We start from the raw sequence: 14,639 nt of genomic DNA, 5'->3' as shown, positions 1-14,639 counted from the left end.
AGCTACGCTCTTTCGTTGCGAGCGGCGCGGGCAATCGCCAATTCGAGCACGAATCGATCAATTGCACCCGGCTTTGCTGGCGATGCAACGGCGGCCTGCGCCGCATTTGCGAGGCCTGCACCAAATTTAGCCGGACTGACTTCGTCGACCTTGGCATCGGCTGCATCAAGCAGCGGGGTGTCAGCGGGCAGTGCGGCAAGCTCATTCAGCGCACGGGTAATCTCATCTGTTTTGAACGGATCAAACGAATACCCGGTTACACCGTCTTCGATCAGGAAATGCGTCGATCCGCAGCGATCAGAGACGGCCACAGGCAGACGGGACGCCATCGCTTCATTTACCACCAGCCCCCATTGCTCGGTTGTGCTGGCATGGACGAATGCACCGGCGGTTGCATAATATCGCGGCAAAGCATCAACCTGCAGGAAACCCGGCAGATGCACATGCGCAGACAAGTCCAAAGCTTTGATCTGGGCTTCGATCTCGCCGCGTAAATCACCGTCCCCCAATAGCACGAGCGGCCAATCGGCTGGATCATCGCTCCTTTCGGAACGGAACGCAGCACAGGCATCCAGCAAACGCGCCAAATTCTTTTTGGGAATAAAACGGTTGGATGCGAGGAAGTATTGGCCCCGTGCGCCATCCGGCACAGCACCGGCGATTTCAGGCGGCAAGCCGGGCTGCGACCGCCATTTTTCAGCCTCAGCGCGGAAAAACGCGTTGTCGATCGCATTGTAGCCGCGGAAAATCGCGTCGCGCCTGACGCCCAATCCGGCGAGATAATTCACCTGGCTATCGTTCGTCGCGAGGCCCGCGCTGTAGTGGGCGACAATGCCCTTCTTGACCCGTTCGGCAAGCCATTTGCGTTCAAAATCCCAATCGTTGGTTTCCGTCATGCACACCGCTGGAATGCCTTTCCGGGCGCACCATCGCAGAGCCGTAAGCGTGATCATGTTTGACCAGCCTGCCAGCGCCAGAACATCGGGCTTGAATGGCGCAACCAATTCATCCAGCCGCCGCTCAATCAGCGCGGCATCCGTTTCCTCGCCAGAAACCTTGGTTAGCGCGGCATAGGCCAACCCCTCAGGCAATTCAGGTGGCACCCAATCATAGACCGCGCGGTGCGGCGCGCCTTCAACCGCCAGCATTTCTGCATGCTCCATCGCCCCTTTGATGCGGGCAATATGATAGGGGCCGAAGCGGTCAAAGAGGATCGCGATCTTCATGATGGAGTGCCGCTTTCGCTCAGAAGAGACCTTTTGGTCTTGGCAGGCGCCCCGGCAATCAGGCTTCCTGCAGGGAATTCGCCGCGCACCACTGAGTGGGCTGCGACGATAGACCCTCGCCGAATGTGCGAACCCGGCCCGATATAGGCTCCTCTGCCAATCCAGCAATTGTCCTCGATTACGATCGGTGCAGTGCTGAAACCCTGCCCGCGAACGCCGTGATCGGGATGAAACTTATGCTCTGAATCGCGCAGCGACACCATTTCTCCAATCGCGACATTATCGCCGATGGTGAGACCAGAACTGATCACCACCAGGCCATTGGCGTTTAGGCTAAAGCGATCACCAATTTTTACTTCGCTGCTGCGTGCGACCTGCCAGAACAGATTGTCGCCCAACATTGCATCATCACCAATCGAGATTTTCATCAAGGGCCTATAAAAGCGTTGCTTGCCAGCAATTCGAGGACGTTGCCCTAGCCTTTTGAACCAGATGCCGGACAAGAGCCGGTAAAACCAACCACGCAAAATCACTTTCCAGTCGAGTATCGCGTTCATCAGGCCACCACCAATCCGGCATGAACGCGCTTGATTGAATCGACAAAGCATTGTTCCCACGCTGCGTTGTCGTACTCGCCTGCACGCTCAAGGGCGGCATTCGACATCATGCTGCGACGGTCACGGTCATTGCAAATCTTCTCAAGAGCAGCAGCAATGGCACCCCCATCGCATTCCGGCACATAGATTCCCGCTTCTCCATCTGCAAAATCGACGCCGGCCTTTCTAGTGGCCACAACGGGCAGCCCTGCGCTCATCGCCTCGAGTACCACGCCAGCAGAACCTTCTGCCAGCGAAGGAAGCACAAACACATCCGCACGCGAATACTCCGTGGCCATTTGTTCTTTGGAAACATGCCCGAGCAGTTCGATATTATCCCCCTCAAGCTGCGCAGCGGCAGTATCGCTGATGCCGCCAGCAAACACGAATGTGAAGCCAGCTTTGGCCAGCAAGTCCGCCGCTTGCTTCACATATTGCGGGCCCTTGCGCAGCGTAATCGTACCAGCGAACAGGACCCGGCGCGGCGTTGGCAAGACTTTAGAGGGAAATGAAAGGCTCGATCCGTAAGGAACAAGCATGCACTTTTCGCGATATTGGCTTCCGTAGCCGCCGACATCATCAATCACGGATTGCGCTGGACAAAAAAGTCCATCGCAATCCTCAAGCATATCAAGAGTGAAGCGTTCGTACTGAGCATTCAATGCGTCATCCCAAGCCCTCTCACCCCATTCGGGAAAGCGTTCGCATTCAGCATTCACAATCTTGTGAGTCGAGGGGACGGTGAAAACATCAGAGACGATTTTCGATCCGCTCTTGGCTCGCTCTCTCAAGCCATGTCCGCCCGAGTAATATTGCGTGAAGTAGACATCGGTCTCGGCCAGATCTTTCGCAGATACTGGCCACGGATCTGGTCGGCCGATGCGGTTCTGACGCGCCGCCTTGGTGAACAGTGAAATCTTCGATTGAGGGATTTCGGCGATGGTGCGGCGTGAAAGTTTGGCACGGAGCGATTGCTTAGGTGTGAACTTGGCCAGCGCTTTGGATACGGCATGATCGGCCATCGCAAAATCAGTGTAGATCCTCTGCAGCATATCTGCGCGGTGCAAGAATCGCGATTGTAGATAGCCGTGTCGCGCGCCGGGTTGGAGGACAGTTACTTTCATTGTTCAGCGGCCTTGGTGAACCAAGCTGCGTTGCTGCGCCAAAGATGCCTTGGGCGAGCCCAGAACCTTTGGAACGCAAATCAGTGTAACGATCAGCCAAGTGATCATTTGCGGCATGAACAAGGCCAGATCGGCAGATACCGTAAAGACTGCAGACGGGATCATGAGAACAAGAAAGATTTCGATGCGCCGATTGTCGAAACGGCGACTTTCCAGCCGCGCCATAAAGAACCCCAAAGCGAAGAAAATCACGCCGCCAAAGAGCCAGAATTGCTGATAAGCCTGCGCAAAACCCATCGGAGAAAGGTAGAAACGATAAGCAGAAAAACTGCTGTCGGTGTACTCAATCATGGGAAGCATCAGCATCGACTTAATCGAGGTTCCGACCAGTCCAGCGGGGACAAACTGTCCAATTACAGCATTGTAGAAGACTGCTCCATACTCGAAAAACCCGGTCTCCATCGAATGATAGATTCTGAACAAGCCAGAGGCGATTTCGGTGTCTTCGTATGTCTTTCGATCCAGTGCTTTGTCGATAAGCTCGTTCATCTCTAACTGCTTGCCGGCCTCATTCCGCAGGAATGGGAAGATTTTGAACACGCCATACATGCCGACCAGCCCCAAAAATGCAGGAACTCGCCCGATAGAAATGTAGCGATAATTTGTCAGGAAATAGCCGAAAAACACCCCTAGCTTGATCACTTCCGATCGACGGAAAATAAAGATGATATTGATCAACGGGATCAGTGCAAAAAGTGCGGCCCAGCGCAGATGACGCTGCCGCTTCGTGCGGACCCAAAGCCACAGCTGAATCACGATCGATGCGTAGACAAGCCGTACGACAAAAATCAGATAGACTGGCAGGCCTCGCCATTCGAGAGAGTAAGATCCCGAATAGAAGACATAGGCTTCGACCCCGCCGCTCAAGCTGGCCAAAGCTAGGAATGCGGCGAATGACATTGCACCAAGCACAATCGATGCGATGTGCATGTACCGAATATCACGTTCGCTCGGTGGTTGCAGACCGCTTGGTGCCGTGCGCATTTTTACCGTACCGCGCGCGCCCAACGCGTATCCCGAAAGGCCCAAAATCGCGCAGCTGGCGATCATAAACAGGGCAATCGTTACAGTGCCCGTATCTCTATAAATCTCAAAGAGAATGCCGGCATTGAGCATGAAGTCGGAAAATTCGACCAGCACAAAGGCCAACGTCACTGCAGGGAACAGAAATGGGAATGTAAAAATATCGGCATTTCTGCCGTTTCGAATTGCTACAACCGCCAGCGAAACGCCGATCAGTATCAGAATTGCAAGGGACGTATCCATCAGGTGCGCTTTACTCTGCTCACCCGAGCTGTAGCCTTTGCGACGAGACTTTCCAACTTTGTGTCCATCATTCGGGCTTCGCGAGAGTGAGTAAGAAAGCCTCCCAGCGATCTACGAGCCTGACAAAGCTGAAATGGTCAGCGTAGTGCTTTTGCAAGCGCGCCAGATCAACGTCCGCACTTTCCAGCCGCTCAACCATTTTTACAACGGACGGAATGAAGTCCGTAATATCGCCATTTTCAGTGATGATACTGTCGGGATTGGTATAGTCCGGTATGCCGCCCATGCCGTTTGCAACAAACGGCAAACCGCAAGCCATCGCCTCTAGCAAGACAAGCGGCGCTCCTTCTTCTGCAACCGTCGGCAGAAGCATCAGATCGTAATCCTGCAGCAAGCCGATATAGGCCTGCCCTTCGGGATAGCGGCCTTTCATTGTGATCCGATCGGCCAGACCGCTGTCTTTGATCAGTTTGGCGAGCTCGTCGGCATCGCTCCCACCGCCCCAAATGTCGAGCGTCCCCTTCGATCCGGCATAGTCTTCGAAACGTTCGATCAGAAGCCGCACATTCTTCGCAGGACCAAAGCGGCCGAAATAGGCGAAGCGGACTCCCTTTTTTACGGATCTCAGTTTCCGAGCAGGGATTGTAAACTGGCGCTCAAGCGGCTCTGGCAAAGCCGGGATCGTCTCGCTTGGCCCGCGCCAACTGAACTCTTTCATAAAGCGCCGCGTTACAGGTGAACCCTGCCCCACAATCGCATCAAAACCGAATCGTGAAAGAACACGCGGGTCAAATGCAGCGGGCCGGGCGCCGCTCATGACTTCGAAAAAGACCTTTTTGCAGGAACGGCCTGCGGCGAGCACGCCAAGCATCGATGCCCAACCTGTTCCTGTTGCCACAGCCACATCGGGTTCAGCACCGCGAACAATGCGAACAAGATCTGCCAATCCGTTATAAATGTGGACACCCTCGGTGGTATCCTCATGGCCGTGAGAGCGCATGGGTGCCGGCGAAACAATTGTTACTTCATGGCCGCGCTCACGCAGGCCTTCTGCAAGAAAACGTGTGTGCGTCTGAATTCCACCGCGGCCGTGCATATAGCCGAGCAGAACGACGCGCATTGCCGAATTGTTATGCGGCTTCATCGCTCGCGCCCTTTTGCATATGCTTGATCGCAAAGGCCCATACTCGGCGAATGTCACTCCGCCAACCTTCGAAGAAGGGCAAAGCGATTAAATGCACTCCGCAATAGGCCAGCACAATGGCCGCACTCTTGATACACGTCTCCCATAAGCCCGCGTCTTCTGAGAACATTGGAGCGGCAAGCCACGCCAGTCCCCAAACTGCAAGCATTGCAATAAGCGAAGGCACGGACTGAATGGTGAGCGTCCAGACAGAGCATTCCGAAACCCGCGCCGCAACGACCAACAAAACCGGCGTTACCAAAGCCGAAGCAATGGCCAGCGAGATCGCGACACCAACCGCGCCCCAAGAAACGCCGATCGCAAACGCCGCAACGTGAACGATCGCCGCACCCACAGCATAGTTTCGCATCACGTCGGTCCGCCCGCGCGATATGAATACAAACCGAGAATGCTCCCAGATAAAGCTCGGGAACAAGGACAAAGCCAGAAGCGAAAAGATAGTCTCACTGTATGACCAGTCGGGGCCGAGCAGCAGGAGGATGATGTAGTGCGCGTTCAACGCCAGTCCGAGAGTAAGCAAGCCCGAAAAGAACGCCATCGCCCGCGCGGCTGTCAGCATCAATGCCGTCCATTCCGCCGGTTTGTTCTGAAGCCGGGATAAGGCCGGAATAACCGCGCTCCCGATCGGGCCGCTAACGAGGTTTAGCGGCACCATCAGGACCGAATAGGCCCGCGTGTAATACCCCAGCTCGCTCGCATCCCATCGCCAGCCGATAAAGGCGCGGTCAGCTTGTTTCCAGAGCCACCCCGCAATGTTTGCCCCCAGCAAATTGAGGCCAAATCCGAGAGCCGATTTCCCTGCCGCGAGTGATCCGGGCCTCGAAGGCATCCAAGGCGATGCGATCCAGCTGAACAAGACCAGCGAAACATCGCCAACGACAATACCGATGACGATCGACCAATAGCCCAGTTCAAACCACCATGCGCTGAGGGTGGCGGCAAGCGCCGCGAGAATGCTGGACGCCAGTCTCGTAATGTTGATGCGCACATAAAACATTCGGCGAGCAAGAAGAGCTTGGTGTTGACCCCGCAAAGCCACAAGCGGAAAGGTCAGGGCAACCACCCCGATAATCACCGCAACTCGCGGTTCGCTGAACACTGAAGCAGAAAGCGGCGCGATTGCCAGACACAGCAGCATCAAGCCGGTGGCAACGATCAAATCGATATAAAACAGCGCGCTGACAAATGCCTGATCAATCTCATCGCGCTGCATCGTCGCCGTCGCCAGCCCGATATCCGCAAACAGCCGAATAAACCCGGTTGCCACGATAGCCATCCCGACGAGACCGAAATCTTCCGGTGTCAACAAGCGCGAAAGGATCGCGAGCTGAGCAATCTGGATGGCGAAGGTGAGCACGCTCGAAACGAGCGTCGTCGCCGCGCTGCTTGCTGTGCGCTTGCCCAAACCGCTTTCAAGATGCGACGTGTCAAATGGCGACACCCCGCCCTTGCCAACGGGATCGGATCGAGAGCGGGTAAGCCAGCGCAGCATTGGCGATCAATTCACGTTTTGGCTTCGCCGCGCACCGTCACGATTGTGGGCGTCTGGTCAGAAAGAGGATGTTTTGCGGACCGCCGCGGCCTTCGCTGATCGCTGTCGCGCGCTTCGATTCCTCAAGCAGTTCTAGCTCGGGAAAATCAGCAGGGTCGTGGTCAAGATATGTGGCAAGGCGAATGTCGTGCGTCTTTGCAAAACGAGCGCGCAGCACATCCTCAACGTCAGGCGACGGACGTTCGTGCAATTCGATCACCATGTCGCAATCAATTAATGCTGGGACCAGATCGAGATTGAACATCACAATCTCATATCCCTCGCAATCAGAGAAAATCAGCGTGTTTGGCTGCAAATTCTGATTGAGCCATTCAGGCGAGCACATCGATTTGACTTCGACATTGGTTACGCCGTTTTCGTCAACGAGCTCCTGCGTCGCGGCGCGGGCCCATTTGTCAGTATCAAAGCCGATAACCTGCGTTTCCGGCATGCGCTGCGCGAAACCGACGGCATAGAACCCGTCTGCCGTGCCGATGTCGAGCAGCACTGGATACTTTGCTGCAATGATCTCTTCACACCAATCATACAGCTCGTTTTCGTAACTGCCGACCAGGCGGTGCACCTGATTGCGCTCTTTCGAGACACGCTCTGAATAGCGAAGCCCTTTGAACGGACCGCGCAAGACGGTGCGGCCATATTTTTCTACAAACTTGTGAGAGGATGCAAGCATGCCAGTCTCACGTTCGATTTTGATGATCAACGCCTGCGAACGGGCGGACAACAATTCCAGAGTCAGCTCAGGCGCGACGGCCATACCAACTTTCTTGATGAACTCTTTAAGCATTATTTATCAGTCCCTTGAGGAGAGATGGGAATTTCTATTGATTGGAGTGCCGCTCAAATTCCGCGGCGACCATTTCATTTACAACATCACGCATTTTGCTCTGGGCCGACCAGCCGAGAACACGCGCAGCCTTGCTCGGATCGGCTCCGCTAAAGCGGATGTCTGACGGGCGCGCGAACGCTTTGTTAAACTCGACATAATCCTGCCAATCCAGCTCGACAGCGTCAAAAGCCGCCGCGAGGAACTCCGCCAGCGTGCTGGTCTGCCCGGTGGCGATCACAAAATCATCAGGCTGATCCTGCTGCAGCATCTTCCACATCGCTTCGACATATTCGCGGGCGCTGCCCCAATCGCGGGCAATGTCGATATTGCCGAGCGATAGTTTCTCCAAGCGCCCCTGCTTGATTGCCACGGCGGACTGGATGATTTTGCTCGTTACAAAACGTGCCGGCCTGAGCGGGCTTTCGTGATTGAACAGAATGCCATTGCAGGCGTAAATCCCGTACGCTTCGCGGTAATTGGCGACCGCCCAATGCGCGGCAGATTTGGCCACAGCATATGGGCTGCGTGGGCGAAACGGTGTTTCTTCATTGGCCGGCACTTCGCCAGTATCGCCAAAACACTCGCTTGATCCGGCATTATAGAGGCGCGCCCTGCCGCCAGTAAAACGAATAACCTCAAGCAGGTTAAGAACCCCGAGACTGATGCTTTCCATCGTCTCGACCGGCTGTTCGAAAGACAATCCAACCGAGCTTTGGCCGGCAAGGTTGTAGATCTCGTCTGGCTCGACAGCCGCAACAGTCGAAAGCACGCTGCGAAAATCAGCCAGAGACATTGATCGCAGTGTTACTTGATCTTTCACGCCCAATTTTGCGAGATTGGAAAATTCCGATCGCTCGGCATCGCGCGAGGTGCCGAACACCTCATAACCGTTCTCGACCAGCAATTTCGCCAGATACGCGCCATCCTGACCGGAAATGCCGCAGATAAGTGCTCGTTTGCTCATAATGGAAACGCTGGAACTCCTGCTCATCAGCATTGCTTCGGCAATGCGGGACGCGCTCTAAACGGTTGGCGGCGGCATAGCCTGTTTCAACGCGAGATCAACATTCTTCCGATTTCAAGACGGACGAGCGACGGGCAAAGACCACCGAAGCGACACCGAAATTCACTGTTTCGCACCCTTGCACAATGGCGTGCTTGTCTGTAGCCGGATGCCCGAACCCATCGTCCGGTGTGCCGAGGACAGGCAAACATGTTCATTAACACCGTAGCCAAGCCGAAACAGTCGGGCAGCCTGCTGCTGCTGGATCGCAATTTTCAGCTAGCAATGTTTCTAGCTGCGGCGTTGCTGACTCCTACTCTTGCGTGGCTGGCCGTCGGCAATTCAATCACGTCCTATTTCCTGATCAACACGCTCTATGCTCTGGGATTTGCCGCTTGCCTTTCCTGGTATGCCCTCACACGGTTGCGCGAATATGCAAAAGCACGGGCGCTTTCATATGTGTTCCCGATCAGCTTTCTGGCATTCGGCGGGGCGCTTGGAGTGATTGCGCTGCTCCGCGCCAGCTATTCGATCCCGCTATTTGGCGTCGGAACAGCCGCCACCATCGTCGTCAGCTATGTTTTCACGGCGTATAATCGCCGCCTTCGCCGCCCGCATTTTATCGTTGGCGGTGGGCGGTCGTCCGAAATTCGCATTGAAGGCCAGTACATCCCTGCTCCCAGTTTGATCGAGTTGGAAAGTCTGGTTCAGGCAGGGCGTCTGAATGCCGCCCTTGTCGCCGATCTCCATTATGACCATCCGGATGAATGGGAGCGGCTGTTTGCTAAAGCCGCGCTCGCTGGTGTTCCGGTGTATCACTATCGGCAGGTGGCCGAGATGCAGAGCGGCCAGGTCAAAATCACGCACCTCGCGGAAAACGACCTTGGGTCGCTGATTCCCAACGTGCCCTACATGACCACAAAGCGCGCGATCGACGTCCTCGGCTCGCTCGTGTTGCTCCCGTTTTTATCGATTGCATTCGTTGTTATCGCGATCCTGATCCGGCTCGATTCCGCAGGCAATCCGATCTTTCTGCAAGAGCGCGTAGGGTTTCGCGGACGGTCCTTCAAAATGATCAAGTTTCGCACCATGCGTCCGCGCGGGCCGATTGAAGATGAAACAGATCAGCGCAATGATGCGATGACCAAATCGGACGATGACCGCATCACCCGTCTGGGTCGTTTCCTGCGCAAGACTCGCATCGACGAACTGCCGCAGGTGTTTAACATCTTGCGCGGGGAAATGAGCTGGATCGGCCCTAGGCCTGAGGCAAAATCGCTCTCGAAGTGGTACGAATCCGAGCTTCCGTTTTATTCCTATCGTCATATCGTTCGGCCCGGTGTTACCGGCTGGGCGCAAGTGACACAGGGTCACGTGACCGATGTATCGGACGTAAACGCGAAACTGCGGTTTGATTTCTACTACGTCAAAAACATCTCGCTTTGGCTCGATTTCCTAATCGTTTTGAAGACATTCCGCGTCATACTGACTGGCACCGGCGCGAAATGACGCGTATCCGCTAGGCTAGAAACGAGACCCATTCCTTGCGCACTGTACTCATCACCGGAACCGCCGGGTTTATCGGCTTTCACCTCGCAAAACTGCTTTTGGCAGAGGGTTTCCGCGTGGTCGGTTTTGATGGGCTTACCGACTATTACGATGTCCGCTTGAAAGAGCGCCGCCACCAAATGTTGATGCAAAATCAGCATTTTAAAGCCAAAGTCGGGATGCTTGAGGATTTCGAGACCCTGCGTGAATTTGCACTGCAGGAAAAGCCAGACATCATAGTCCATCTCGCAGCGCAGGCAGGCGTTCGCTACAGCCTAGAAAACCCGCGCGCTTACATGGACGCCAATGTCACCGGCACATTCAACGTTATGGAATGCGCGCGCGAGCTGGGCGTCGATCACCTTTTGATGGCATCCACCAGCTCGGTCTACGGCGCAAACGAAGAGATGCCGTTTAACGAGCGTGAGAAATGCGACACGCAGCTCACGCTCTATGCCGCTACGAAAAAGGCGAACGAAGCGATGGCGCATTCCTATGCCCATCTTTGGAATATGCCGACCACCATGTTCCGCTTTTTCACAGTCTACGGCCCGTGGGGCCGGCCGGATATGGCCCTGTTCAAATTCACCAAGGGTATCCTCGAAAACACCCCGATCGACATTTACAACAATGGCGAGATGTTCCGCGACTTCACCTACGTCACTGATCTGGTGCGCGGAATCCGGTTGTTGATCGACGCTGCACCAGAGCGGCCCGATAGCGCAGAAGACATTGGCGAGCACGATAGCCTATCGCCGGTTGCGCCGTGGCGTATCGTCAATATCGGCAACAGCGAAAAAGTCCGCCTGATGGACTATATCAGCGCAATCGAAGCCGAATGCGGGCGCGAGGCGATCAAGAACTTCATGCCGATGCAAAAAGGCGATGTGCCTGCAACATGGGCCGATGCGACTTTGCTTCAGGAACTGACTGGCTACACGCCTGAAACCAATGTTCGGGAAGGCATCCGTCAGTTCGTTGCATGGTACCGCGACTATTACGCGATCTAAGCGCTAGCGCTCAGCCTTCAGGCTCTTCGGCTTTCGGTCCGATTGCAGGGACTTCTTCTTCACCGGGCAGCGGTTGATTGCGTTCACGCTCCAGCCGCTCGAGATATTCACGCTCGATCTGCTCGACCCGGCCCTGTTCAGCAGCAGCATCTTCATCGATCGTTGAAAGGCGTTCCTGGCGGGCCTGTTCGATCAGCTGGCCGAAACGAATGGTCTCCGCTTCGCTTTTCTCAGCGTATGCAGCGTCGATAAACTGCTGGGTGCAACCCGTGAAACCGCCGGCTCCGGCTGGGCTGCAGCTCATCGCGCCTGATTGCGTGATATAGCGCAGTGTTTCCACTTCACCGCGGCGGGCGGTATTTTGCGGAGAATCGCTCTGCCGCAGATTTGATGGGATGCGGTACCGCTCGGCCTCGACCAGAATTTCACAAACGACGATCTCGTTCTCACCTGCTTCGGGGCATTCGTTTTCGTCATAGGCAATAACCATATTGACCTTGTCGCCGGCCTTGTCCTGCGCTGCGGCAGGGCTGGCCGCGACAAAGGCAAGGCCAAGTGCGGCGGCGGCGGTGTTGAACAGCTTAGTCATCGTCATATTCCTTGAATTCAGCGGGGCAGCGCGTGCTGCATACGCTTTAACATGTCTTTGCCGATAGTCACTCGCCCGTGAATTGAGCGTGAATTGCGGCAAATCACTCGGACAGAACGCAAATCTTCGCCATGGTTAGCAATATGTTGAGCATATTGTCGCATGGCAGCGGGCATGAACGCACCATTTCAGCCCTCAACTGGTATCAGTGATGTACCACACGCTCAGCAGCGAGAGCGCATTGTCGTAGTCGGTCTGGGCTATGTTGGCCTCCCGGTCGCAGTCGCCTTGGCCGAGCGGCTCCGCCCCCATGGCACCGATGTGATCGGCTTTGATATTTCCGAGCACCGGATCCGCACACTACGTGACGGGCATGATTTCACCCGTGAAATTGACGATGCACGCCTCGCCGCTTGCGGTCTTGACGTCACAGACGACGCAGACAGCCTGATCGGCGCAACCGCTTTCATAGTCACGGTGCCAACACCGATTACCGAAGAGCGCCGCCCTGATCTCACTCCGCTGCGCAAAGCGTGCGAAACCATCGGCCCCCGCCTACAAAAGGGAGGTCTGGTTGTGTTCGAATCCACTGTCTTCCCTGGTGCGACCGAAGAATATTGCGGACCGCTACTCGCTGAACATTCGCGCCTGAAACAGGGCGAAGACTTCGCGCTTGGCTATAGCCCCGAAAGGATCAACCCGGGCGATACCGTCCACCGGCTCGAAACGATCACAAAGATTATCGCTGCCGAAAACGACGATGCTCTGGCCCGTATGCGCGCGATCTATAGCGCTATTGTCGATGTGGGCCTGCACGAAGCGCCCAGCATCAAGGTCGCCGAAGCGGCCAAAGTGATCGAAAACACTCAGCGCGATCTCAACATTGCACTGATGAACGAGATAGCCCTGATCTTTGACCGGATGGACATCAGGACGAGTGACGTCTTGGCCGCGGCAGGTACCAAGTGGAATTTCCTACCCTTCACGCCCGGCCTTGTCGGCGGGCACTGTATCGGTGTGGACCCCTATTATCTGACTGCAGCCGCCGAACGGCTCGACTACCGACCGGAGGTCATTCTTGCCGGTCGCCGGATCAATGATTCGATGGGCGAGGCGGTTGCGCAGAAGACCGTAAAACTGCTCGCAGCCCAAGGCATTTCGCCGTGCAATGCCCGCGTCGGTGTTTTGGGGCTGACTTTTAAAGAAGACGTGCCCGATATCCGCAATTCCAAAGTGCCGGATATTATCGCCGAGCTGCGCGAATATGGCGTGGACCCGATGATCGCCGATCCATTGGCTTCGTCTGAGGAGACAAGCCGCGAATACGGGCTCGAACTGACACCGTGTGATGACCTGTCAGAGCTGGACGCGCTTATTCTAGCGGTGAACCACAAGGAATACATCGCCGATCAGACCGCTCTTGTCCGGCGAGTAAAAGAAGGCGGAGTGATAGTGGATGTGAAGTCCGCACTAAATCGCGAAGTCGTGCCAGATACACTAACGTACTGGAGTTTGTAGGATGGGTCCGGTCGCGAGGAGCGACCGCAAGGGCAACCGCCCGCCCGCAGCGACGCGGCCGTTAGGCAGCATAAGCGAGGAAATCGCGCGCCGGATGGCGTGCGAATAAATAAAGCCTTTAAACCCGCTCGCTGACCTTGATCGCAATTTTGCAGCCCAGGCGGATCGCGCCTGAAAGCAAAGGATAGGCTGGCGCCTGCTCTGCGCCATTGGCGAGCGCCGCATCACGGTGCTCGCGCTCTTCCTCGCGGAAAGTCTCGATCATTTCGGCAAGTTCCGGCTCCGCATCCACCTCGGCCAGCCGATCGAGCTGCTCAGAATAATGCTTGTCGATCTCTTCTTCGACCGCAGCAGTGCAGGCCATCGCCGCCTCAGGACCCAGCAGAGCTGTACCCGCGCCGAGTGCGTAGCCGGCCGCCGACCAGAACGGATGCAGCGCTGTCGGGCGCACGCCGCGCTCTGCCATCAGCGCGTCGAATTTGGCGCGGTGAACCTCTTCCTGCTCAGCCATATGACGGATCTCAGCAGAATGCGGTCCGCGATCGCCCATCACAGCAAGCTGGCCTTCATAGATGCGCGTTGCACCAAACTCGCCCGCTTGATCGACGCGGATCATCCGATGAAGTTCTTGCTTGTTCATAGCGTTTTCTCTTTTCCTGAGCCTCTAACGCTCAAGACCAAGATGGCGATCCCGCCCAGTGTTGAGAAGAGGAAATTCCATCCCGCGAGAGAAATACCGAACAAGCTCCACGGGGCGACATCGCAGCGGATGAGCGGAGCCGCAGACGGATCCATCACATCAACCGCGCTTCCCAAAGTCGCGCAGCCTGTGATGCCTTCCCACCAGCCATATTCGACACCGGCATGAAAGCCGCCAATCAAACCTGATGTCAGGATCGCGAGGCCAGCCAAAGCGGTCCAGACCTGCGCCGGCTTCAGAAACAAAGCGAGCACGCCTGTGCCCAATGCGGCGAAGTGCGGCCAGCGTTGCCACCAGCACATTTCGCACGGGAACAATCCGAAGCCGTATTCGGAGATATATGCACCGCCCAGCAATCCAGCAGGAATCGCTATGGCGAGCAGCTTGGCCTGCTTCACACCTGTCATGCCTGACTAT

Annotated in this window: 14 protein-coding genes; 3 read left to right on the top strand and 11 right to left on the bottom strand. The window is 55.9% G+C overall.

Annotated elements, in window-relative coordinates:
• Positions 1 to 2: 2 nt before the first annotated feature.
• The 8 genes from MWU39_RS14145 to MWU39_RS14110 form a co-directional block, all read right to left on the bottom strand.
• Positions 3 to 1,226: a glycosyltransferase family 4 protein gene (locus tag MWU39_RS14145; protein WP_247160931.1), complete on the bottom strand. Its 1,224-nt coding sequence runs from the start codon at positions 1,224 to 1,226 to the stop codon at positions 3 to 5.
• The gene (locus tag MWU39_RS14140) at positions 1,223 to 1,783 is read right to left on the bottom strand and encodes an acyltransferase (RefSeq protein ID WP_247160930.1); all 561 of its coding nucleotides are present in this window, start codon (positions 1,781 to 1,783) and stop codon (positions 1,223 to 1,225) included. The genes MWU39_RS14145 and MWU39_RS14140 overlap by 4 nt, the downstream gene beginning before the upstream one ends.
• Positions 1,783 to 2,874, bottom strand: coding sequence for a glycosyltransferase family 4 protein (locus tag MWU39_RS14135; RefSeq protein ID WP_247160928.1), 1,092 nt, complete (start codon positions 2,872 to 2,874; stop codon positions 1,783 to 1,785). The genes MWU39_RS14140 and MWU39_RS14135 overlap by 1 nt, the downstream gene beginning before the upstream one ends.
• A gap of 75 nt (positions 2,875 to 2,949) precedes the next feature.
• Positions 2,950 to 4,272, bottom strand: coding sequence for a hypothetical protein (locus MWU39_RS14130; RefSeq protein ID WP_247160924.1), 1,323 nt, complete (start codon positions 4,270 to 4,272; stop codon positions 2,950 to 2,952).
• Positions 4,273 to 4,339: 67 nt separating this feature from the next.
• The gene (locus tag MWU39_RS14125; RefSeq protein ID WP_247160922.1) at positions 4,340 to 5,416 is read right to left on the bottom strand and encodes a glycosyltransferase; all 1,077 of its coding nucleotides are present in this window, start codon (positions 5,414 to 5,416) and stop codon (positions 4,340 to 4,342) included.
• A complete protein-coding gene (locus MWU39_RS14120; protein WP_247160921.1) occupies positions 5,403 to 6,968 on the bottom strand; it encodes a lipopolysaccharide biosynthesis protein in 1,566 nt (521 codons plus the stop codon). Before MWU39_RS14120 ends, MWU39_RS14125 begins: the two co-directional genes overlap by 14 nt.
• Before the next feature lie 37 nt (positions 6,969 to 7,005).
• Entirely contained in the window at positions 7,006 to 7,812 is an 807-nt protein-coding gene (locus MWU39_RS14115; RefSeq protein WP_247160919.1) for a hypothetical protein, read from the bottom strand.
• Between the two features lie 34 nt (positions 7,813 to 7,846).
• A complete protein-coding gene (locus tag MWU39_RS14110) occupies positions 7,847 to 8,845 on the bottom strand; it encodes a GDP-mannose 4,6-dehydratase (protein WP_247160917.1) in 999 nt (332 codons plus the stop codon).
• Between the two features lie 222 nt (positions 8,846 to 9,067).
• On the opposite strand from MWU39_RS14110, the gene MWU39_RS14105 reads away from it, so the two are divergent.
• Positions 9,068 to 10,366: a sugar transferase gene (locus tag MWU39_RS14105; RefSeq protein ID WP_247160914.1), complete on the top strand. Its 1,299-nt coding sequence runs from the start codon at positions 9,068 to 9,070 to the stop codon at positions 10,364 to 10,366.
• A 35-nt stretch (positions 10,367 to 10,401) separates the two neighbouring features.
• Positions 10,402 to 11,415 (top strand): SDR family NAD(P)-dependent oxidoreductase, encoded by a 1,014-nt coding sequence (locus MWU39_RS14100; protein ID WP_247160911.1) that lies wholly within the window; start codon positions 10,402 to 10,404, stop codon positions 11,413 to 11,415.
• A 10-nt stretch (positions 11,416 to 11,425) separates the two neighbouring features.
• Here MWU39_RS14100 and MWU39_RS14095 read toward each other — a convergent pair whose 3' ends face one another.
• A complete protein-coding gene (locus MWU39_RS14095; protein WP_247160909.1) occupies positions 11,426 to 12,004 on the bottom strand; it encodes a hypothetical protein in 579 nt (192 codons plus the stop codon).
• Positions 12,005 to 12,178: 174 nt separating this feature from the next.
• Here MWU39_RS14095 and MWU39_RS14090 point away from each other — a divergent pair, with 174 nt between their 5' ends.
• The gene (locus MWU39_RS14090; RefSeq protein WP_247160906.1) at positions 12,179 to 13,522 is read left to right on the top strand and encodes a nucleotide sugar dehydrogenase; all 1,344 of its coding nucleotides are present in this window, start codon (positions 12,179 to 12,181) and stop codon (positions 13,520 to 13,522) included.
• A gap of 118 nt (positions 13,523 to 13,640) precedes the next feature.
• Here MWU39_RS14090 and MWU39_RS14085 read toward each other — a convergent pair whose 3' ends face one another.
• Together MWU39_RS14085 and MWU39_RS14080 are read right to left on the bottom strand one after the other, a co-directional pair.
• A complete protein-coding gene (locus tag MWU39_RS14085) occupies positions 13,641 to 14,162 on the bottom strand; it encodes a demethoxyubiquinone hydroxylase family protein (protein ID WP_247160896.1) in 522 nt (173 codons plus the stop codon).
• A complete protein-coding gene (locus MWU39_RS14080) occupies positions 14,159 to 14,629 on the bottom strand; it encodes a disulfide bond formation protein B (RefSeq protein WP_247160895.1) in 471 nt (156 codons plus the stop codon). Before MWU39_RS14080 ends, MWU39_RS14085 begins: the two co-directional genes overlap by 4 nt.
• Positions 14,630 to 14,639 lie beyond the last annotated feature (10 nt).

Origin of the sequence: Erythrobacter sp. F6033 (genome assembly GCF_023016005.1) — a bacterium.
Lineage (GTDB): Bacteria > Pseudomonadota > Alphaproteobacteria > Sphingomonadales > Sphingomonadaceae > Erythrobacter.
This window is presented reverse-complemented; position numbering and strand designations above follow the sequence as displayed.